The organism is Enterococcus pallens ATCC BAA-351 (assembly GCF_000407485.1).
GTDB lineage: Bacteria > Bacillota > Bacilli > Lactobacillales > Enterococcaceae > Enterococcus_A > Enterococcus_A pallens.
Genome location: NZ_ASWD01000006.1, coordinates 220,268 through 239,667 on the forward strand (window position 1 = coordinate 220,268; position 19,400 = coordinate 239,667).

Below are 19,400 nucleotides of genomic sequence, written 5' to 3' on the forward strand. Positions count from 1 at the left end.
ATTTTGTCAGAATTGACCCGTTTTTAATCAGAATCATCGCTTTTCTATAGTTTTCAAAGTTATTAACCTACAAAAGCGGGATATATCTTTCGTTTTTAAACTGGAATGTTAACGGAAAGTTTATTCTATAGAAAAGTTTAACAATTTATCGTTTTGCATTATAGAAATATCGTTTTACATAAAAAGTTTTATGTTTTATAATATGGTAAAGGGGATGTTTAAAAATGAACAAGAATTCTACAGCTGTTGTTGGTTTGTTAAGTCTTTTTACGTTGATGGTTCAAGCAACTCTCATTTTATGTTTCTTGATCCTTCTTTTGGCACTAGTTTCTTTTGCAGATAACCGTCAAGAATTTATTCAGATTGTTTTAAAATCCGTTGACCTCAGCCATAGCTCATTAAACGGGAGTACTTATACTGCTGCCGTAATCATTTTGGGATCAATAAGCGGCCTATTCATGTTCCTTTACCTTAACTGCATTCGTCACCTACTGCAAAACATCAACGAAAAGTTCTATTTTGAAGAGAAGAATCTTAAGCTGGTTAAACATACATTGATCTTTTTCACCCTGTATACTCTAACGAATTCCAGTGGAGTCTTTGTCGATCAATTATTTCAGGTTGTTCAGATCCCCCGCGCTTATTATTTAGAGTCTCTTAACTGGTTGCAAATAGTCGATAGCTTAATAACTATTATGGGAATCTATGTCATCTATACTGTGTTCAAGCAAGGCATCCTGCTGAAAAGAGAGAATCAATCGATAATTTAAGTCGGCATGGCGAGGAGGAATGGAACATGAAAAAATATGAACGATTCATTTTAGGCTTATTGGCCTTTGTCTGCTTAATCCTGCAGGTTACTTTTGGAATCAGTTTGGCAATTATGTTTATTAACGCCTTGTTCTCCGGTTCCCGTCAAGAGTTATCTCAAGTCTTACTATCCTCTATGGAAATCACTCATAGCCCGTTGTCTTCTACCTTCATCATTTTCTACGTAGTAGTCTTTAGTGTTGTTAGTGTCATTCTAATGATTAGTTACCTAAATTGCATTCGCAACCTGCTGCAAAACATCAACGAAGATATCTATTTTGAAGAACGCAATCTTAACCTCATCAAAAAGACCTTCATTTACTATGGCGCAGCAACCTTGTTAGATATCTCGGGATCCATAATCAACAATCTCTACCATATAAATCTGCTTAACCAAGGGCCGTCAAACAATATCTTTTATCTACCTAAAGGTGCCTTAATGGTGCTAGGAATTTATGTAATTTATATGGTATTCAAACAGGGGATCCGTCTAAAAAAAGAAAGCGATGCTTTTGTATAAACGAAAGGGGGAGATTGCCAGTGATAAAAATAAATTTAGACCGAGTGATGCTCGATCGAAAAATGTCTTCCAATGAATTAGCCAAAAAAATCGGCATCGCCCCAGCAAACCTGTCTATTCTGAAAACCGGCAAAGCCAAAGGAATTCGTTTTAATACATTGGAGAAAATCTGTACGGTACTTGAGTGCCAGCCTGGGGATATTTTGGAGTTTGTGGAGGAGGAGTGAAAGAAAATCTGAGTAATACAAAAAAGACTAGAGAAAAACAATCTCTAGTCTTTTTTAAGTTCATTCAATTACTAGATAAATACTCAGCTAAAAGCTATATCCGTATTTACAGATTAGCAATTATCACATATAGTAACCAATATATACTTTATCTTTTGCAATGTACTCATAGTATACTCTAGTCATACCATTAAATTTTTGAGGTGGTACATAGGAAAATCTATAAGTGTATACAGCTCTTGGAGATATCTGGTTATTTTGGACAACTGGAATATCATCATAAGAACTTTGACTAGCAGCTTCACTCATTGCTGGAAAAACTGTTAAGGTGATTAAACCTATTAATACGAATACCATTTTTTTCATTCTATCGCCTCCTAGATACTATTTTATTGAATAATGCAACTATAACACACCGATTCATCATAATCGACCAAAAATCAATCATAATCGACCTCAAGAAAGGATGTTTTTCGTTGATTGGACATTTAATACTACTGTTAGGATCTTTACCCCTAATAATTTCTACGTATATTTTTAAATCAAAAGAATCACGGATAAGTATTGACCTTTTAGTTACATTAGTTCTAATTGTTCTTATACGAATCTTTCCACCCTTTTCTAGTGAGACTCTAAAAGTTGTTTTGTTGTTCTTTATACTATTTTTTTCATTTTATTATTCTGAACGAAAACCATTACTTTCCGGAATATATAGTTCTTTACTATTTGTAAATGAGACAGTAACTGTATTTCTCTTGAATCAATTTTATCCTATTGATCCAACCTCATTAATATTTACAATGTCTATGAATTTCATTATTTCCATCATAATTGCGGGTGGATTATCTGTAGCTGAAAAGAAGCTACTACAAATTGTACAACAAAAGTCTTTTATTTTTAGTATTGTTGCATTATTGATCAGTCTTTTCTCTTTTTTTCATGTAATTAAAGATAAGTACTTAGTAGAAATGTCTATACCAGATAATAATCAAAGTATTGTATTTGAATTGCTCTCAGATGTTATATTGGCCCTGTTCCTCTTCTTAGCTGTTGTTGTAATAATGGCCCAACGCAGCGAATCGATGCGGCTGGAAGCGGAAAGTAAAAAAGCGATCTTTGAAAATCAGCTTGCTTATCTGAAGACCATTGAAAAGAATGCGGAAGAGGTTCGTAAGTTCAAGCACGATTATCAAAACATTCTGTTGAGTATGGATACCTATTTCCAAGAGGATAAGTTTGATGAGCTGAAAAACTATTATTATACTCAAATTAAGAATAGTTCGGAAAGTCTTAATAGCACCAATACACAGCTTAGCAAGCTGACAAAAATTCAGAATATGGCATTGCGTAGTATTTTTTATGTAAAATTGAGTATAATTGAAAGTGAAAAAGTAAATCTGATCCTAGAGGTCGACAAGAATTTCTATGTAGAAGAAAAGGATGAGATTCCGTTGGTTCGTGCTTTGGGAATCATTTTAGATAATGCCGTTGATGCACTTGGCGAGCTTGACCATGGTGAATTACAAATTGCAGTATTTGAGAATGATGGCAGTAATGTGGTTATCGTTAAGAATAGCTGCCCTGAAGATTTGCCGCCGTTGTACCAGCTTGAGGAAAAAGGCTACTCAACGAAGGGGCCAAATCGGGGGATCGGGTTAAGCAACTTGCAGGAGATCATGGAGGAATCCGACTTCTTGTTGGAAACTGAAATTGTTGATCATTACTTTATTCAAAAAATTGTTTTTTAAGGGGGGCGTTACTATGATGAAGGTTTTCATTTGCGAAGACGAAGCACCATTAAGAGAATTTTATCACGAATATATCGATAAGCAGATCATGATTAAAGAGTTGGATGCACACATTGCCCTTACGACAGACAAACCAACTGATGTTTTAGCTTATCTGAAGGAAAATCCCGATACTACTGGGATTTATTTTCTGGACATCGATTTTGGTAAAAATGAAATGGATGGTATTACCTTAGCTAAGAAAATTCGAGAATACGACACGTTAGGAAAAATTGTTTTCATTACCACGCATGATGAAACGGTTCCCTTAATCTTTAAGTACAAGGTTGAAGCCCTGGATTTCATTATTAAAGACGATCCTGAGCAGCTAATGAAATCCATCACTGATTGCTTGGATTCTATTTTCCTTAAGCAGCAAGTCCAGCCGGAGAAACGGGAACAAATTTTGATTCGAAACGGCAAAAGTGAACGGTACGTTAATTATAAAGATGTATTGTTTTTCGAAACTACACATAAACCACATGTTCTTTATATTCATACAAAGAATGGTCGAATTCATTTCTATGGTGCAATCAAAGATATGGTCGATCTAGGCAAAAATTTCGAACGTATTCACAAGTCTTATGTCGTTAATTTGGATAATGTCCGCTCCCTGGATAAAGAAATGCTGGAGGTCACCATGAACAATGGTCAGCGCTGTGCGGTTTCGCGAAAAAAGATGCGGATCGTCCGTGATTTTTTGGATAAAAAGCAATTTAGTTAATTCACTCAACTGTCTGCCGGTTTCGGCAGGCAGTTTTTTCGTCAAAAAAACCACCTAAGCCGCTTCGCTTAAGTGGTTTTCCTATCGCTTAACCTTGACCATAATAGGCCTTTTCCCCGTGTTTTCTAAAATAATGCTTATCCAGCAAGTATTGTGGAATTGCTTGGATTCTAGGATTGATCTGCTCATTTTCTTTTGCCATTAAACAAATTTCATCCAAAATCAAGCTGTTCTCCACTGCCTTCATGGGTGAATCGCCCCAAGTAAATGGCCCATGACCATAAACTAGGACTCCCGGAACTTCTTGGGCCTTCAAATCGCGTTCCTCAAAGGTTTCTACGATTACATGACCTGTATTGATCTCATAGGCTTCCTTGACTTCTTGTTCTGTTAACTGCCGAGTACAAGGAATTGTTCCATAAAAGGCATCCGCGTGGGTTGTTCCGTAAGCAGGCAGGTCTCTTCCTGCCTGGGCCCACATCACCGAATGAGTAGAATGAGTATGAACAATCGCATTTACGTCTTCAAAAGCCTGATACAGCACCACGTGGGTGGGCAGGTCAGAAGAAGGATTCATACTGTCTGCTTCCAGACTGTTTCCAGCTAAGTCAGTCACTACCATTTGATCTGCCTGCATCTTTTCGTACTTCACACCGCTTGGTTTAATGACAATTACGCCAAGATCTCGATTAATTTCACTGACATTTCCCCAGGTCAGCTTCACTAAGCCGTATTGAGGCAGTTCCAGATTCGCTTCAAATACTCGCTGCTTCATTCCCTGAATGATTTCTTCACGCGACATCGTATCCCGCCTCTCTTAATTTAGGGTAAAGATAGTTTTTGGCTGCTTCAATTTCCTCTTTAAAATTCGCGCTTTTTTCGCTCCACATTTCAATCAGGAAGGTGCCATCATACTCCAAACGTTTTAAGTTTTTCAACAGGCCGAGAAAATCTACACAGCCCTCGCCGAAAGGTACATCTCGGAACTGGCCCGCCGAATCCTCGGTTACTGGATAGGTATCTTTTAAATGAATGGAAGTGATGCAGTCAATGCCTTCCTCCAATTCAACTGCGGGATTGTTTTCCGGCCAAGCAGAGAGATTGCCTAAATCGGGATAGACCTGCAAATACGGCGAACGAATCTGCCGTTTGATTTCCAAAAATTTCCCAATCGAATTCATAAAAGGATCGTCCATAATCTCAATCGAAAGAATGACGCCATAATTAGCGGCCTGCTTGACACTTTCCTTCATGCCTTCAATAAACGCTTCCCGGCTGGTCATGGATTTTTCCTCATAATAAACATCATAGCCAGCTACCTGAATAACCTTGATACTCAGCTTATGAGCAAAACGAACAGCTTTATCCATTATTTCCTTGGCTTTTTGCTGCTTCTCATGATCTGAGGAGCCAAAGGGAAAACGGCGATGACCGCTTAAGCAAATTGAATTGATTCTCACACCAGATTGAAACATGTCCTCTCGCAGCTGTGCAAGCTGTTCATCTGACCAGTCTAGCCGTGCCAGGCGTTCATCGGTTTCGTCAATCGACATTTCGATAAAATCAAAGCCTAATTCTTTCGCCAAGGCAAACCGTTCCTGCCAGGTGATTCCTTTTGGCAAAGCTTTTTCATAAATTCCGATTTGAGCCATGCTTACTGCCCCCAAATACGAGTAATTTCATCCTTAAAGTCTTGTGCTGCCTTCACGGGATCTGGCGCCGCCGTGATTCCGCGACCTGTAATGAAGGTATACACCGGCATCCCTTCAAACAGCTTCAAGGTGTCAACATCTAAGCCACCAGTCACCGAAACATTGAAGCCCATTTCAATTAGCTTTTGCACTTTGGATAAGTCCTTTTCGCCCCAAGTTTCTCCAGATAAAAGGGCATCGCGGCTCTGATGATAAATAGCTTGCTTTATACCAATTTCTCGCCAAGCAGCCGCTTGTTCATAAGTCCAATCGCCATACAGCTCAACCTGCAATTCCTTGACTTCTTTTTGCGCGGCCTGCATCGTCGGAATCGTAGCACAGCAGATAACCGTCATAAAATCAGCACCGGCATCCGCCACATTTTTAGCCACGGTTCCGCCAGCATCTGCACATTTTGTATCGGCTACTACTGTTTTCTCAGGAAACATGCTGCGAATACAGCTGATTGCTTTGTGCCCTTCCTGCAGGCAAAGAATCGTCCCTACTTCAATAATATCGACAATTTCTCCTACCTTCATGATATCGGCTAAGGCATGTTCTAAATCATTATGGTCCAATGCAATTTGCAACTTTGGTTTACTCATTCTAAACTCCTCTTATTTATCCATTTTTTGATACAATTCTGATTCAGCGAACTTCTCGCTAATTTCTTTTGGCGACATAACATTTTTAATGCCAATTACGGTAACACCTTTTTTCACCGCTTGATCGAACATGTTTAAGAAGTTGACTGGTGTAAAGACTACATCGTATTGTGTCGCTGAACTTTTACCTTCTGAAAGTGCACAATGGTGAATTTTGGTAATTGGCACACTTAATTCCTTCATTGCTTTTTCCACACTCTTCATCATCATTAAGCTGGTTCCTGATCCGTTGGCACAAGATACTAAGATTCTCATTTTAAAATCCCCCTAGGTTAGTTTTTATTTTAGGCGGCTCAGACAAAGCTGAGCCGACAAGTTTCCTTAATTAGTCATTCAAAAATTTTTCGGCATATTGATCATAGTCTTCAACGATCATGAAGTAGCCTTCTGGATTTTTCCGGTATTGCAGCTGCGGAATAATCAACAGCCCAATTACGACTACAGCGACACCGATATACCCTAAGAACTTCATGATCACTGCAAACAATGGCCAAGCGGTTGCCCAGTCAAACATGCCCAGGTATCCGCCGTATTGAGATAAGCCAATCCAGGTAGCAAACAAAGCGGAGCCGCCAATTTGAATAATCCCGGAAATGAACGGGAAGATACAGGCTGCTTTAAAGCCGCCACGGTTGTTAGCAAAAACGGCAATTACAGCATTATCAAAGAACAATGGAACGAAGCCGGCAATTACGATTGTTGGTGACTTGAACAAAATCAATAGTCCAATCATTAAGAACTGACCTAACGCACCGAACAAGAAGCCAATGGTTACCGCATTTGGTGAACCGAAGCCAAATGTTGCGGCCACGTCGATCCCTGGAACCGCACCTGGTAAAATCGTATTGGAAATCCCTTGGAAGGACTGAGTCAACTCATCAACGAAGGTCCGTACGCCCAATTGTAAAATCGCCAGATAAACCGCGAAATTCAGAGAAGTAGTCATAATATAGAACAAGAAGCTTTGGCCTTCTGCCATAAATTCCGCTTCAACCAAGTAATCCTGACCAAGTACCACTAAAATAATCCCAAAGAAGAACAGCATCAATAATGAAGTCGCTACCATGTTTTCGTTGAAAATAGATAGGAAGCCTGGCAGCTCGATGTCTTCCAATTTTTTATCCACATTTTCAGCTTTGTTTTTCTTTTGATCCCGTTTGCGCAGCCATTCAGCCAGCTTTGCAAAGATAAAAATACCAAACATCTGCTGGTGAGCAATCCCAAAGCCGGCACCTTCTGTCAATTCCTGTGTTACACCAACTGTTAAATTGGAAGCAACTGCCCAGTAGCAGCCTAAAACTAGTCCCATGAAAATCAATACTTCTACTCTCCCCAGGTTTGGGAAACAGAACAATAGAATCCAGAAGGCCGTAGCCGCTTGTTGAATCTGCACATTCCCGGTGGTAAAGACTGAACGTAATTTGGTATATTTTTGGAAACGAACCAATAAAATATTCATGATAAAAGCAATTAATAGCAAAATCATTACGTCGCCAAAGGTTCGACCAAAGGTTTCCATTAAGCCTGCATCTACCGCATTTTGACCAAAATAAGGGTCTGTTACCATGGCGTCTAGATTAAACCGTTCCTTCAAACCAACTAGAATCGGTCGGAAGTTGCCAACCAATCCGCCTGAACCAACTGTCAAAATAAAATACCCAACTGTCGCCTTCAAAAAACCAGCAATACATTCATAAATTGGCCGCTTCAGCAGCAAATAGCCCAGTAATACAATAAATCCGATCAAGTAGGCTGGCTGCGTCAACACGTTCTCAGCAAAATACGTCCAAATACTTAACAAAAATTCCCCCATTATTTCTCCTCCTATAGCTGGTATTGTTTCATGACGGTTTGATAGTCTTCAAGCGAGTTAGTAGCCACCAGACTGTCAATCAAGCCGTCAGTCATTAGCATTTCCGACAGATTTTGGATATTCTGCATGTGCTCCTCCGCATTTTTAGCCGCCAAGGTAAAGAAGAGAATGGCATCCTTTTCTTCTCCATCGGTGCTTTCAAAGGCAACCGGTCGTTTCATTTTGGTAAAGGAAATGGCGGTTCCAAACACCCCCTCACTCTTTTCAGAAGAGTGAGGCATGGCAACCTGAGGAACAATCACGATATACGGACCGTGCTCCTCCACACAGCGAATAATTTCATCTACATAGTGCTGATTAATAATTTCCTTGTCCAGCAGCAGCTGGCAGCTTTCAGCAATTGCTTCTTTCCAGTCAGTAATTTCTTTATCAGAGTAACGAATCAGTTCATTGTCGTAAAAGTACGTTAACATGGTTCTACCTCTTTTCTATAGGAATGATGGGAACGGTGTGTCATTTTCAACGCTGAAGGCATCCTCAAAGCCGCGATAGAAATTAAACTCTAAATCATCCTTGTTGGTTGGATAAGTAAACTTGCCGCCAACCTGCCAAATATACGGCTTGAATTCATAACGCAAACGATCCTTTTTGAATTTCCAAATTTCGGTAATTTCTTTCGGATCCGCCATGAAATTCGCCCAAATATCATAATGGACCGGAATAACAACCTTCGTATTTAACGACTCTGCCATGCGCAGCATATCAACTGACGTGACTTTATCAGTAATTCCTCGGGGGTTTTCGCCATAGGCACCTAAGCAGACATCAATCTTGTGCTCATTGCCATGCTTGGCAAACATATTAGAATAATGAGAATCACCGGCATGATACAAATTACCGCCAGAGGTTTCAAACAGGTAGTTCACCGCGATCTGATCCATATCCTGCGGCATTTTTCCTTTTAAAGTAACTTCTGGATCTTCGCAGGTAACTAAGGCAGTCCGGTCAAAGGCTTCTAAGGCAACTACATTAATGTCCTTAATTTTCACCTCATCACCTGGCTTCACAACAATCGTTTTTTCCTCAGGAATGCCCCAGCCTAGCCAAGTTGCGACAACTTCCTTTGGTCCTACAAATTTAGCCTCTGGACAATTTTGATGTACGGCTGCAGCTGTGTTAATATCTAAGTGATCAGAATGAATATGCGTCACTACTAAAGCATCCACATTTTTGACGGCGAAAGGATCAATCACAAACGGCTGGGTCCGCAAATTCGGCTGCATTTTTTGAACGCCACTCATGCGCATCATTTGATGGCCCTTTTTCATCATGCCGTTCCCGTGACTGCGTTTGCCAGTTCCGCACCATAAGTCGCATAAGATATTCGTGCCTTCATGACTCTTCAGCCAGATTCCGGTACAGCCTAGCCACCACATGGAGAAAGTTCCTGCTTCAACGACCTCATTTTCAATTTCTTCATTTAAATAGGTCCCCCATTCGGGAAACGTTGAAAGAATCCAATTTTCTTTTGTAACTTCGTTAACATGCTTGCTCATCTGTAAATCTCTCCTGTCGTGATTTTGTTATGATCTATGTTTAAATCATAAATCGTAAAACTTGTGATGAAAACCCTTTTATATGATTTTTTGAATTTTATATGATTTTCTTCACGCAAGCGCCGATTTTCTTGTATAATAGAATCAAATAAAACGTTTTCTTCTATAGAGATAATTTTGCAGGAAAAAGGTGGGACATGTATGAAAAATTCGATAGTTGCGATCGACAAACGCCATGCTGATATTTTGGAGATTTTAGAAGCCAATCACCAGATGACAACCCAGGAGCTAGCAGAAGCATTGGACGTTTCCTTAAGTACGATTCGCCGGGATCTAAATCTGTTAGAAGAAAAGAATGACATCATCCGCAAATATGGCTACTGCATTTATAATTACGACAACAAGCGTGATTTCGATCAGTCCGGTCCTGAGCGGATTAAGCAGGCCATCGCTCGCGAGGCCAGCAAGTGTGTCCATGATTACGACACGATCTTTATTAACTCCAGCTCGACGGCCTTAAAGACCATTGATTATTTGAATTCAGAGCATCTAACGATTGTTACGAATAATTTGAAGATCAACTATTCGCCGCATAATGCTAACTACAATTACATATTGACTGGTGGAGAAATGCGATTTCCGAAAGAAGCATTAGTGGGGGATATTGCCATGAATACCATCTCATCCATGAATGCGGATGTCTGTATTATCGGCTGCAGCGGAGTCAGCCTGGAAAGCGGTGTGACCACCAAGATTATCAATGAAGCAAAGATTAACGAGCTGATGATTAACCGAACGATTAAACGAAAGATTCTCGTTGCTGACCATCGTAAAATTGGCCTAACTTCACAATTTAAAATTGCGGATATTTCTGTTTTCGACTATTTGATCACCGATCAATTTAGTTCACCAGAGACCTTGAAGGAAATTCAAAAAATGGGTGTGAAGGTTATTCAGATTGATTAATAGAAAGGAAGATGACGCCTGAAAAAAAACGAATTTGCTCTGTCGCAGCAAGTAATTTTCAACTTTTTACTCCTATACGGTTTGCTGCTTACCTGTCTGCCGCTAGTGATTTACTCGCCTGATGCTATTGTAACAGGCATGATCAAGATTGTTCACTCCCCCAGTAATCTAATCAGTGATTATGTGGAGATTGCCGGGGTGGGGGCAGCCGTGACCAATAGCGGGCTGCTGACTTTATTAAGCTTGTTTATCTTGAGGAAATATCGTCACAGCTTTTGCCCCTTAACGATTCCTGTTATCATGATGCTTTCCGGTTTTTCTTTTTTTGGGAAAAATTTAGCCAACTCAGCCCCTATCCTTTTAGGGAGCCTGCTGTATCTGCATCACAAGCCTGAAGCCCGTCAGGAATCGTTGGTCATGGGTCTCTTAAGCACCTGTTTGTCTCCAATGGTCAGTATTATTTATCTGGCCCCTAGCCCATTTAGCCTGCAAAATAAGCTGATTGCCCTGATTGTTGGGGTTACTATTGGCTATATCAGTATTCCTGTTTTTCACTATTTAAAGGATCATACCAAAGAAATGAATCTTTACAACATGGGCTTTTCTGCTGGCTGTATTGGATTGGTTGGGAATTTTGCCACGCGTAAGCTGTTGAATATCCAGATCCTTCCCCATCGTTTGAATGCTGCTCATAGTTTGACACTCTTGCTCTTTTTGGTGCTGCTTTTCCTAACGCCAATGGTCTATTCTCTGATTCGCTTAAAATTTGAGTCCTCTCTTCATAAGGGGGTCCATCTAAGTCTGTTGAAGCTGGTGCGTTTTTCAACTTATGGCTTCATTGGCTTAAGCGTCCCTTTAATTTTGCAGGTTCCCTTAAATGGTCTGTTAGTAGGGACAATTTTAACCTTTGCCGGCTTTAGTATGTACAGCTTTCACTTCCGTTATTATTTCTTTCCGGCTTGCGGTGTGCTGTTGGCGTCTTGGTTTGTCTTTCAGGATGTAACGTCGACCACTACGATTGTTATCCTGTTCTTTGCCGCTACCTTAGCCCCTTTCACTAGAAAGTATGGGCTGTTGACAGGTATTTTGTCTGGTGCCGTGTTTGCGATGATTTCTCGCCATGCCCATGTGTTGACTGCCGGTGTTAATCTCTACAACTGCGGATTTTCAGGTGGTGTCACCGTTCTTTTACTGGATTTCCTGCGCTACCTTCTCTTTCGGCAGCCTTGGCTTAAACAAACCTGCAGTACCGCTTATCAGAAACTGATGATAAGTGAACAAAAGCTGCTGCTTCAGCTGACCCGCTGCAAAGACTGGGTCAAGCAGCGACTATTTCCCCTTAACTACGAATAAAAGTCTGGAAGATCATTTTGCCGATGATCTTCCAGACTTTTCGTTTATAGCCAGCCGTTTTCCTTTGCCTTTGCTGCGGCATCGATGCGATTTTTAGCGCCTAACTTGCTGATAATTTCCGAGATATAATTGCGAATCGTTCCATCTGTTAAGTATAGCTGAGCTGAAATATCCTTCGAGGTGGCGCCTTTAGCGATCAAGGTTAAAATCTCCTGCTCTTTGGGCGTCAACGGATTTCGTTGATTGTTCATGTAGCCGGTAATCAAGGAAGGCTCATAGTACACTTTTCCTTGCATCGCTGAGCGAATATGCTCGATTAACTCCTCGCTAGGCGTGTCCTTCAGCAAATAAGCGGATACTTTAGCATTCACTGCCTTTTCGAAATAGCCGTCCCGTGCGAAAGTAGTTAATATAATTACCTTGATTGGGCTCTCCTTCAATTCTTCTGCCAGCTCCAATCCCGATTTATGAGGCATTTCAATGTCGGTTAATAAAATATCCGGCGTTAGCTGCTTCAGCATGGCTGCCGCTTCTGCCCCATCCTTGGCTGTGCCAACAACCTCTAGATCATCCTCCAAATTCAAAATCATCGCTAAAGCCGATGACAGCAGACCTTGATCCTCAGCAATCAGTAATCTAATCATTCAATATCTCCTCCAAAGGAACCGCAATTCGAATCAACGTTCCTCGATCATCCTGTATCACGATCGTACCCTTTATCTTCTCAATTCGTTCGGTCATCCCAGTAATCCCGTTTCCAGCAATCAGTTCCTTTGCTCCAATCCCATTGTCCCTAATCGAAAGTCTTAACCAGCCTGACTCAAGTGAAAAAGCAATCGTACAAAAGGTCGCTTTGCTATGACGAATAATGTTGGTTACGGCTTCTCGCAGGACATTGCTGATTTCATTTTGCTGAGTGTCTGACAAATCGTTCGCCAGTTCCTCGTTTTCAGTCTTTAAAATGATTTTTCCTGCAGTTAAGGCCTGATTTATTTCAATCAACTCTTCCCGAACCGAACGCTTGCGCATATCCGAAACAATTTCCCGAACCGTTTTTAAGGTAGAGCGGGAAAGCTGTTCGATTTCCTGCAGCTCAGTTGATACCATTTGCGGATTTTTCGTTAAAATCTTTTGGGCTAAGTCAAGCTTGAGTGTCATTACTGATAAGGATTGCCCTAAAGAATCATGCAATTCTCTCGCAATCCGATTGCGTTCCTCTCCCTTAATCTCAGCCTCCAATCGTTGATTAGCTTGATACAATTGTTTCCGCTGCTCAATCAATTTGTGTACCTCTCTACCAGGCAAAGGCGCAATCATAGTAAACAAGCCAAAAGGAATTGACACTAGCAGTTGATTCCCACCAAAAGTTGGATTTTCCATTGGTCCAAAAATAAAGCTTAGTACAATCATTCCTACCTGTCCGAAGAATAACAGCCAAAAGGTAGAATTTTTCATTTTGGAAAAGCCAAAGCCCATCTGCCAAGCGGGAAACATGAATAGATAAATATATCCCAGCTTTAACCCATAAAAGGCAGCAATGACATATTGAACTATCAGCCAGTAGGTAAAATATCTCTTTTGAAAAAGAGCATTCCGATAAAACCAGCAGAACAGCAGCATCAGTATTCCTAAGAAAATTTTCTCAAACGTATCAAAAGGAACCAAGGATAAAATAGGAATCAACAGAAAAAGCATCCAGATAATCGAGCTAAGTGCCTCTCCCTTGGGAAATAAGTGAAATTTTCTCATGAATAGTCCTTTCTATGCTCCTGCGTATGTTACCTACGATGATACCATATGAATTAGATCTTTTTCCGACTAAATACGACATCAGCAATTAGGAGAAAACCTAAAATGTACACGATATTGCCAATCAACAATTGATTTGTTGCTAGCTGAGTCAGCTTTTCCATACCGCTGTTGATTAACTGATTGCTCAGATTCAACATGTTTAACGGATTCCAACGCAGCCAGCTGAACTTATCCAACAGTATAAATTGCATACCTGCCAGCATTGAAGACAAGAAGTAAGTCGCAATTCCCAACATACTTGCCAGCGATTCATTGGTTACGATTAAGGAAATCATCAATGCCAAACTAGCAAACAGCCACATTCCAACAAAATTCCCCAGCAAATTAGCAAACAATGTACGGATTATTTCTGTTTGCTCCAGTGAAACTTCTGGAAACAAAATCATACTGAGACTGATCGTTACAACTACTGCTACGACATTCAAATAAATGGAATAGCCCACTAAAGTAATGAGTTTACTAAAGAAAATTGTCCGGCGCTGCTGATTTTTTTGCAACAGATTTTTAATCGTTCCAAAGCGAAATTCCATTGAGAAGGTTTGACTAGCCAAGTAGACCATGAAGAAAACAATCAGCCAGCCGCTGTTAAAGCAGGTTCTTACTAATTTATTTGGCGATAGCATCTCAAAATTTCCAAATTTGGTTACCAATGCAACGAGCAGGATGAGTCCGCTCACTTTTAGCGTTTGTTTCAAAATCACATGTTGCTTCATTAGTTTAAATACTTCCTGTTTCACTGCATGTTTCATTTTCATCATTCTCCTTAGGCTAATTTGGTTAATAGATCATCCTCAAAATTTTCTAACAACTCAGGATGTTCCACATTTTCCACTAATTTTCCGGCTTTTAGCAGCAAGACACGATCCACCAATTGCTCCAACTCACTCAGGATATGGCTGGAAATTAGGAAGGTTGTTCCGGCTTCTTTATAAGTCAAAATAGCTTTCTTTAGCAGCTTGACTGAATAAGGATCTAAGCCATTCATCGGCTCATCCAAAATAACTACCTGCGGCCGATTCAATAAAGCGAGTGCAATCCCCAGCCGCTGCTTCATCCCTAACGAATAATCCTTCGTCTTCTTACCAATAAACTCATTCATGTCTAATAACGAAATTAAACGATCAATCTCTACTTTCTTGTATCGATCCTTAGCAAACAGCTTCAAATGATCCCAGCCTGATAAAAAAGGATAAAGTCCCGGCTGTTCAATCAACGCCTCAATAGTAGCTCCTTTAGCTTTCCGAATCTCTCCCTTGCTGATTGGAATAAACCCGACCATGGCCTTCATTAACGTCGTCTTTCCGGCACCGTTTGGACCAACCAAGCCAACTACCTCTCCTTGCGCTAAATGACAATTTACCATTTCCAGCGCTTGTTTTCGTTTAAATGTGATACTCATATTTTTTACATCCACTAGTTTAGTCATTTAAGTAACTCCCTCTCTGCTTGTTTATAGACCTAGTTTATCGAAGTATGGGCTAGTAATTAAGACGTATTCGTCATGACTATTTATGACATTTGTCATTTAGTAAAAAAAAGGACCTAAGACAGATTGTCTCAGGCCCTCATTGCTTGTGTTTAAAATCCCAACCACTCACGATTGGTAGATAAGAAACTATTTATAGTAAGTAACGATTACTTGATCACCTTCGGTTAAAACTCTCAAGGCAGTCCCTAGGTAGTTCGTACTAAACTTGATTTGTTGCGGATAGTTGGTTTCATAGATACTTCCAGCTGCCTTATCTCCTTCTGCTGCTTTTCCTTCAGTTCCCTTAACTTTTAAGCCTTGAGCTTCTAAGGTTGCTTTTACCGTATCAAAGTCCTTGTTGAAAACTTCACTGTTATTAATTACAATATAGCCAGCATCCTCAAGTTTTTCCCTATTCTCAACATAAATCGAAGAATCATGGTCTTCTGTTTCTTCCAAGTCTAATTCCTTTATTAATTTCTGACTTGAAGAGGAGCCTGCTTTTTTAGTCGCCGTTTTCTCTGAAGAATCTTCTGTTTCAGAATCATCCGTTTGGGAACTCTCAGATTCATCCATTTCTTCCGCATCATAATAATTCAAAATTACTTGATCACCTTTAGAAAGAATCTTGTATGATGGCCCGATGTATTCTGTGCTCAAGCCTATTTCTTGTGGGTAATTCGTTTCAAAAATTCTGCCTGCAGTAATAGTATCTTTAGCAGGTGACTTAATGCCCTTAACCTTCAGATTTTTTGCCTCTAAAACTGCTTTTTCACTCTCATAAATCCCACCATAAACATCGTTACTATTGATGATAATATAACCAGCTTGCTCTAATTTTTCTATATTACTAGCAAAAATATCGGAATTTCTATCTTCTGTTTTTTCCAAGCCTAGTTCATCAATTACCTCTTGCTTGGTCAATCGCTTCGGTGGAGCTTCCGATTCGCTGGTACTTTCTATTGTGCTACTGGAAGTAGAAGTAGCTGAATCATCTGACGAACAAGCCGCCAGCCCTACAACCGCTATCAAAACAACCCCAACTGATAAACATTTTTTAACAAGAATACGTTTTTTCATCATTTTAACTCCTATCTATTATAATATCCTCAATTAACCTAGTGATTGACTTCATTTACCCATTAGTTAGTGGACTACAAAGTAAAACCTAAACCTTAAATAAACTCAACCACCGCTCTAATTATTATAACAAATAATCAAAATCTAAACTATATTTTCTTTTGTTTTCCCGAAAATACTCTTTGTTATATAACGAATAAAATATTTTTGTTATCCTTGTGTGAAAACAAACAGATAAATAGCCCAAGTAAACCTGACTTGGGCCATTACTTTTATTTTAAAATCCCACCCACTCACTAAAACTGGTTTCTTCAAAGCTGATGGTTTCTTCATCTTCTTTATCGGGTGTTTCTTTCAGGTAAGTTTGAACCGTCGTCTTTACTGCTTCTTCATCGATTGTTCGTTCCACTACCTGAGACACTAGTCCAATACTTACTACTGCTACGATTGCAATGATGATTTTTTTCATTTTGTTCTCCTCCTATTTTTCGTCTGCTGGGATTTCGCCTAAGTGGGTCGTTACTGCTTCTTTTACTGCCTCTTCATTGATTGAATACTCGACTATTTGTGATACCAATCCAATACTTACTACTGCTACGATTGCAATGATAATTTTTTTCATTTTGTTCTCCTCCTATTTTTCGTCTGCTGGGATTTCGCCTAAGTGCTTAATTACAAATTCTTTTACTGCTTGCTTATTTATCATGGATTCAACTATTTGAGACAGTATTCCTAATGCTGCGATTACTATAATGAATGGCATCATTTTATTTTCCCCCTTGCCGCTTCATGAAAGGGATTCTTTCAGCTAATAGGTCAAAAAACTGGGTTAAAATATTTTCACAGATTCGGGCTGCTAATCCGGTTTCTTCAGCAACCGCTTGAGCAGCCTCCTCTAAATTGTTGCGACGAGCTTTTTTCAAATGATTCTCCGCGTATAATTCGTAGGCTTTCATAACTGCTTCACATGTTTCTACTTGTTCACCGCTGCGATAAGCTAATTCTTCGATTGTTTGTTGATGATTCATTTTTAGTTCCTCCTCTATAGACCGACCGTCAGTCTATTTTGTTTTATTTTTTAAACTCAACCGGTATGATTGAGTTTAACTGGCAAAAATTTGTAGAAATTGCTGCGTGACTGTTTCCTTGTCGCTTTTGGCTTCATCAATCCCTAAGATACGAAAAATGAACTCCACGAAGGAAAACAGCTTACGTTGGATGGCTTCTGAGTCTTCACCGATGACTCGTTCGTCAGATAAAGATTGGATACCCGCAATTAAAAATTGAATACTTTCTAGCGGATAAACGACTGATAACTCGCCACGTTGATTGCCTTCCTCCAAAATCTCTGCTAGAACCGGACAAACATAGTGCAAGGTTCCTTCTAGTGCTCGCTGCTTCATTAACGCATTTTCGGTGTGCTGAAATTGTTCCAGCAAATCGCTTTTTTGTTCATTGCCTGCAGCTGACTGCTTTTGCAGAAAGAGTAACAGCTTGTCTAAGCTGCTGCCTTCTGTCTTCAAAACCTCTTGGGCGATTAGACGATCATTCTCTACGACTCGCATAATCACCGCATCCATAACCTCTTCCTTCGATTTGAAGTAATGATAAAAAGTTCCCTTAGCAATTCCAATTTGCTTCAAGATATCATTGATCGTCGCTTTTTCGTAGCCTTTGGTTAGAAAAAGCTGTTCAGCAGTATCGATAATTTCCGTTCGCCGCGTCTCATGTTCCTTTACAATTCTCATAGGCTCTTCCTTCTAGACCGACCACCGGTCTGTTTATAGTTATACTATACTGTCTGTCTACCAGTTTGTCAACTTGTTTCTAAAAAAAGTTTTGAATTTCTGCTAAAATAAGGAAAATGCCCCAAAGGAGTGGATGTTATGGAACGATTTACAGTCACTGTTACTATCGATCGACCTTTAGGATATGTTGATTCTTATAACAATACGTATCCGATTAATTATGGATTCGTGGAAGGAATTATTGCTGGTGACGGCGAAGCCCAAGATGCCTATGTTTTATTAGAAACAGAAAAACTTTCTTCCTTTGTTGGTGAGGTAATTGCTGTGGTAGTTCGCAAAGATGATGTAGAGGATAAATGGGTGGTAGCAAAAAGAGGAACCGTTCTTTCAAAGCAGGAAATCGCAGATCAGATTGCTTTTATCGAGCAATACTTTGATTCGGATATTTTTCTGTTAAACTAAAAAAGCAGCGAATGCTGCTTTTTACATAAATGAACGAAGCATCGAAATGATGTAGCGCAAAAGGCGAAACACGATAAAGAGAATAAAAATATTTCCAAAAATGAAACTGAAAAGATTCCCGATACTCGCTTTAATATTACCTAAGCTGAAGCGGCGTAAAAACCGGGGCATGCTATTGTAGCCATTGCGTTTAAGGCGAAACTTTTCTTCATATGTAATATCCAGCATATCGTAGTAAATAATTTGTAACGGCTGTTTGGCGAAGAAGGTCTTTTCAAATCCAACCATCATGGTGTATTGTTTATTCTTGGAAGGCAAATTACGTACCCCATTTTTATTAATGCTGACCTTCTCACCTTGGTCATCCAGAATATTATAGCTGTATTCATCTTCCTCAATTTGGTCAATCTTGGCAGCTGGCTGATTGGCCTGCAGAAATTCCTCGTAAATCTCCGAAAATTTCCCTCGCTGTCCCATCAGAAAAACTAATACGCCAATCAAGACTAAAATCATTAAGCCATTCAGCAGCATAAACTCTTGAAAGAAAGCCGTATAAGCACCAATAATCACTAGCGCTGCCACAACCATGATGATTCGTTTGTTGTAGTATTTTTGATACATAATTTCGATTGTCCGTTTATAGTAATCAAAATCTTCTGCGACAAAATTATCCATTCCGTATTCCTCCTTATTTTTTGGTAAAAAGAAAGGCGATGCA

General features: G+C 39.8%; 27 protein-coding genes. 8 read left to right on the forward strand and 19 right to left on the reverse strand.

Features of this window, described 5'->3' with window-relative positions; genetic code table 11:
* The first annotated feature begins 224 nt into the window (after positions 1-224).
* Genes I588_RS22780 through I588_RS22790 form a run of 3 tightly spaced genes read left to right on the forward strand, consistent with a single transcriptional unit; the run spans position 225 to position 1,557 of the window.
* On the forward strand, positions 225-770 hold the full coding sequence (locus I588_RS22780) for a DUF2975 domain-containing protein (protein WP_010756671.1): 546 nt from the start codon (positions 225-227) through the stop codon (positions 768-770).
* Positions 771-796: 26 nt separating this feature from the next.
* Entirely contained in the window at positions 797-1,330 is a 534-nt protein-coding gene (locus tag I588_RS22785; protein WP_010756670.1) for a DUF2975 domain-containing protein, read from the forward strand.
* A 14-nt stretch (positions 1,331-1,344) separates the two neighbouring features.
* The gene (locus I588_RS22790) at positions 1,345-1,557 is read left to right on the forward strand and encodes a helix-turn-helix domain-containing protein (RefSeq protein WP_034693064.1); all 213 of its coding nucleotides are present in this window, start codon (positions 1,345-1,347) and stop codon (positions 1,555-1,557) included.
* Between the two features lie 123 nt (positions 1,558-1,680).
* Here I588_RS22790 and I588_RS22795 read toward each other — a convergent pair whose 3' ends face one another.
* Complete coding sequence (locus tag I588_RS22795) at positions 1,681-1,923, reverse strand: hypothetical protein (RefSeq protein WP_010756668.1); 243 nt, start codon at positions 1,921-1,923, stop codon at positions 1,681-1,683.
* 602 nt (positions 1,924-2,525) lie between these two features.
* On the opposite strand from I588_RS22795, the gene I588_RS22800 reads away from it, so the two are divergent.
* Together I588_RS22800 and I588_RS22805 are read left to right on the forward strand one after the other, a co-directional pair.
* On the forward strand, positions 2,526-3,305 hold the full coding sequence (locus I588_RS22800) for a sensor histidine kinase (RefSeq protein ID WP_211219415.1): 780 nt from the start codon (positions 2,526-2,528) through the stop codon (positions 3,303-3,305).
* Positions 3,306-3,318: 13 nt separating this feature from the next.
* Entirely contained in the window at positions 3,319-4,068 is a 750-nt protein-coding gene (locus tag I588_RS22805; protein ID WP_010756666.1) for a LytR/AlgR family response regulator transcription factor, read from the forward strand.
* 88 nt (positions 4,069-4,156) lie between these two features.
* On the opposite strand, the gene I588_RS22810 is transcribed toward I588_RS22805, so the two are convergent.
* The 7 genes from I588_RS22810 to ulaG all read right to left on the reverse strand — a co-directional run bounded on the left by I588_RS22810 (position 4,157) and on the right by ulaG (position 9,793).
* Entirely contained in the window at positions 4,157-4,870 is a 714-nt protein-coding gene (locus I588_RS22810; protein WP_010756665.1) for an L-ribulose-5-phosphate 4-epimerase, read from the reverse strand.
* On the reverse strand, positions 4,860-5,720 hold the full coding sequence (locus tag I588_RS22815; RefSeq protein ID WP_010756664.1) for an L-ribulose-5-phosphate 3-epimerase: 861 nt from the start codon (positions 5,718-5,720) through the stop codon (positions 4,860-4,862). Before I588_RS22815 ends, I588_RS22810 begins: the two co-directional genes overlap by 11 nt.
* Before the next feature lie 2 nt (positions 5,721-5,722).
* A complete protein-coding gene (locus tag I588_RS22820; RefSeq protein ID WP_010756663.1) occupies positions 5,723-6,364 on the reverse strand; it encodes a 3-keto-L-gulonate-6-phosphate decarboxylase UlaD in 642 nt (213 codons plus the stop codon).
* Between the two features lie 12 nt (positions 6,365-6,376).
* Positions 6,377-6,679, reverse strand: coding sequence for a PTS sugar transporter subunit IIB (locus I588_RS22825; RefSeq protein ID WP_010756662.1), 303 nt, complete (start codon positions 6,677-6,679; stop codon positions 6,377-6,379).
* A 70-nt stretch (positions 6,680-6,749) separates the two neighbouring features.
* Positions 6,750-8,237, reverse strand: coding sequence for a PTS ascorbate transporter subunit IIC (gene ulaA, locus I588_RS22830; protein ID WP_010756661.1), 1,488 nt, complete (start codon positions 8,235-8,237; stop codon positions 6,750-6,752).
* 11 nt (positions 8,238-8,248) lie between these two features.
* Entirely contained in the window at positions 8,249-8,710 is a 462-nt protein-coding gene (locus I588_RS22835; RefSeq protein ID WP_010756660.1) for a PTS sugar transporter subunit IIA, read from the reverse strand.
* A 15-nt stretch (positions 8,711-8,725) separates the two neighbouring features.
* Positions 8,726-9,793, reverse strand: a complete 1,068-nt coding sequence (ulaG, locus tag I588_RS22840) for an L-ascorbate 6-phosphate lactonase (RefSeq protein ID WP_010756659.1) — start codon at positions 9,791-9,793, stop codon at positions 8,726-8,728.
* Between the two features lie 201 nt (positions 9,794-9,994).
* Between ulaG and I588_RS22845 the strand changes: the two genes are divergently transcribed.
* A complete protein-coding gene (locus tag I588_RS22845; protein WP_010756658.1) occupies positions 9,995-10,759 on the forward strand; it encodes a DeoR/GlpR family DNA-binding transcription regulator in 765 nt (254 codons plus the stop codon).
* A 105-nt stretch (positions 10,760-10,864) separates the two neighbouring features.
* Positions 10,865-12,112, forward strand: coding sequence for a DUF1576 domain-containing protein (locus tag I588_RS22850; RefSeq protein ID WP_010756657.1), 1,248 nt, complete (start codon positions 10,865-10,867; stop codon positions 12,110-12,112).
* Positions 12,113-12,156: 44 nt separating this feature from the next.
* Here I588_RS22850 and I588_RS22855 read toward each other — a convergent pair whose 3' ends face one another.
* The 10 genes from I588_RS22855 to I588_RS22890 form a co-directional block, all read right to left on the reverse strand.
* A complete protein-coding gene (locus tag I588_RS22855; RefSeq protein WP_010756656.1) occupies positions 12,157-12,756 on the reverse strand; it encodes a response regulator transcription factor in 600 nt (199 codons plus the stop codon).
* On the reverse strand, positions 12,749-13,861 hold the full coding sequence (locus I588_RS22860) for a sensor histidine kinase (RefSeq protein ID WP_010756655.1): 1,113 nt from the start codon (positions 13,859-13,861) through the stop codon (positions 12,749-12,751). Before I588_RS22860 ends, I588_RS22855 begins: the two co-directional genes overlap by 8 nt.
* Positions 13,862-13,914: 53 nt before the next feature.
* The gene (locus I588_RS22865) at positions 13,915-14,673 is read right to left on the reverse strand and encodes an ABC transporter permease (protein WP_010756654.1); all 759 of its coding nucleotides are present in this window, start codon (positions 14,671-14,673) and stop codon (positions 13,915-13,917) included.
* 14 nt (positions 14,674-14,687) lie between these two features.
* Positions 14,688-15,350, reverse strand: coding sequence for an ABC transporter ATP-binding protein (locus I588_RS22870; protein WP_010756653.1), 663 nt, complete (start codon positions 15,348-15,350; stop codon positions 14,688-14,690).
* A 189-nt stretch (positions 15,351-15,539) separates the two neighbouring features.
* The gene (locus I588_RS22875) at positions 15,540-16,472 is read right to left on the reverse strand and encodes a hypothetical protein (RefSeq protein ID WP_034693058.1); all 933 of its coding nucleotides are present in this window, start codon (positions 16,470-16,472) and stop codon (positions 15,540-15,542) included.
* Between the two features lie 277 nt (positions 16,473-16,749).
* Positions 16,750-16,941 (reverse strand): hypothetical protein, encoded by a 192-nt coding sequence (locus tag I588_RS22880; RefSeq protein ID WP_010756651.1) that lies wholly within the window; start codon positions 16,939-16,941, stop codon positions 16,750-16,752.
* A gap of 12 nt (positions 16,942-16,953) precedes the next feature.
* The gene (locus I588_RS27425) at positions 16,954-17,094 is read right to left on the reverse strand and encodes a hypothetical protein (protein ID WP_010756650.1); all 141 of its coding nucleotides are present in this window, start codon (positions 17,092-17,094) and stop codon (positions 16,954-16,956) included.
* A 12-nt stretch (positions 17,095-17,106) separates the two neighbouring features.
* Positions 17,107-17,238, reverse strand: a complete 132-nt coding sequence (locus I588_RS28115) for a hypothetical protein (protein WP_010756649.1) — start codon at positions 17,236-17,238, stop codon at positions 17,107-17,109.
* A 1-nt stretch (position 17,239) separates the two neighbouring features.
* Complete coding sequence (locus I588_RS22885) at positions 17,240-17,500, reverse strand: hypothetical protein (protein ID WP_010756648.1); 261 nt, start codon at positions 17,498-17,500, stop codon at positions 17,240-17,242.
* Positions 17,501-17,575: 75 nt separating this feature from the next.
* Positions 17,576-18,220: a TetR/AcrR family transcriptional regulator gene (locus I588_RS22890; protein ID WP_010756647.1), complete on the reverse strand. Its 645-nt coding sequence runs from the start codon at positions 18,218-18,220 to the stop codon at positions 17,576-17,578.
* Between the two features lie 138 nt (positions 18,221-18,358).
* Between I588_RS22890 and I588_RS22895 the strand changes: the two genes are divergently transcribed.
* On the forward strand, positions 18,359-18,682 hold the full coding sequence (locus tag I588_RS22895; protein WP_010756646.1) for a hypothetical protein: 324 nt from the start codon (positions 18,359-18,361) through the stop codon (positions 18,680-18,682).
* A gap of 21 nt (positions 18,683-18,703) precedes the next feature.
* On the opposite strand, the gene I588_RS22900 is transcribed toward I588_RS22895, so the two are convergent.
* Positions 18,704-19,357: a hypothetical protein gene (locus tag I588_RS22900; RefSeq protein ID WP_010756645.1), complete on the reverse strand. Its 654-nt coding sequence runs from the start codon at positions 19,355-19,357 to the stop codon at positions 18,704-18,706.
* Positions 19,358-19,400 lie beyond the last annotated feature (43 nt).

Coding starts and splice junctions, on each gene's coding strand:
- I588_RS22780 (WP_010756671.1), top strand. CDS start 225: ATGAACAAGAATTCTACAGCTGTTGTTGGTTTGTTAAGTCTTTTTACG.
- I588_RS22890 (WP_010756647.1), bottom strand. CDS start 18,220: ATGAGAATTGTAAAGGAACATGAGACGCGGCGAACGGAAATTATCGAT.
- I588_RS22835 (WP_010756660.1), bottom strand. CDS start 8,710: ATGTTAACGTACTTTTACGACAATGAACTGATTCGTTACTCTGATAAA.
- I588_RS22855 (WP_010756656.1), bottom strand. CDS start 12,756: ATGATTAGATTACTGATTGCTGAGGATCAAGGTCTGCTGTCATCGGCT.
- I588_RS22895 (WP_010756646.1), top strand. CDS start 18,359: ATGGAACGATTTACAGTCACTGTTACTATCGATCGACCTTTAGGATAT.
- I588_RS22820 (WP_010756663.1), bottom strand. CDS start 6,364: ATGAGTAAACCAAAGTTGCAAATTGCATTGGACCATAATGATTTAGAA.
- I588_RS22825 (WP_010756662.1), bottom strand. CDS start 6,679: ATGAGAATCTTAGTATCTTGTGCCAACGGATCAGGAACCAGCTTAATG.
- I588_RS22885 (WP_010756648.1), bottom strand. CDS start 17,500: ATGAATCATCAACAAACAATCGAAGAATTAGCTTATCGCAGCGGTGAA.
- I588_RS22860 (WP_010756655.1), bottom strand. CDS start 13,861: ATGAGAAAATTTCACTTATTTCCCAAGGGAGAGGCACTTAGCTCGATT.
- I588_RS22795 (WP_010756668.1), bottom strand. CDS start 1,923: ATGAAAAAAATGGTATTCGTATTAATAGGTTTAATCACCTTAACAGTT.
- I588_RS22815 (WP_010756664.1), bottom strand. CDS start 5,720: ATGGCTCAAATCGGAATTTATGAAAAAGCTTTGCCAAAAGGAATCACC.
- I588_RS22880 (WP_010756651.1), bottom strand. CDS start 16,941: ATGAAAAAAATCATCATTGCAATCGTAGCAGTAGTAAGTATTGGACTA.
- ulaG (WP_010756659.1), bottom strand. CDS start 9,793: ATGAGCAAGCATGTTAACGAAGTTACAAAAGAAAATTGGATTCTTTCA.
- I588_RS22875 (WP_034693058.1), bottom strand. CDS start 16,472: ATGAAAAAACGTATTCTTGTTAAAAAATGTTTATCAGTTGGGGTTGTT.
- I588_RS22900 (WP_010756645.1), bottom strand. CDS start 19,357: ATGGATAATTTTGTCGCAGAAGATTTTGATTACTATAAACGGACAATC.
- I588_RS22805 (WP_010756666.1), top strand. CDS start 3,319: ATGATGAAGGTTTTCATTTGCGAAGACGAAGCACCATTAAGAGAATTT.
- ulaA (WP_010756661.1), bottom strand. CDS start 8,237: ATGGGGGAATTTTTGTTAAGTATTTGGACGTATTTTGCTGAGAACGTG.
- I588_RS22870 (WP_010756653.1), bottom strand. CDS start 15,350: ATGACTAAACTAGTGGATGTAAAAAATATGAGTATCACATTTAAACGA.
- I588_RS22845 (WP_010756658.1), top strand. CDS start 9,995: ATGAAAAATTCGATAGTTGCGATCGACAAACGCCATGCTGATATTTTG.
- I588_RS22800 (WP_211219415.1), top strand. CDS start 2,526: ATGTCTATACCAGATAATAATCAAAGTATTGTATTTGAATTGCTCTCA.
- I588_RS27425 (WP_010756650.1), bottom strand. CDS start 17,094: ATGAAAAAAATTATCATTGCAATCGTAGCAGTAGTAAGTATTGGATTG.
- I588_RS22810 (WP_010756665.1), bottom strand. CDS start 4,870: ATGTCGCGTGAAGAAATCATTCAGGGAATGAAGCAGCGAGTATTTGAA.
- I588_RS22785 (WP_010756670.1), top strand. CDS start 797: ATGAAAAAATATGAACGATTCATTTTAGGCTTATTGGCCTTTGTCTGC.
- I588_RS28115 (WP_010756649.1), bottom strand. CDS start 17,238: ATGATGCCATTCATTATAGTAATCGCAGCATTAGGAATACTGTCTCAA.
- I588_RS22865 (WP_010756654.1), bottom strand. CDS start 14,673: ATGAAACATGCAGTGAAACAGGAAGTATTTAAACTAATGAAGCAACAT.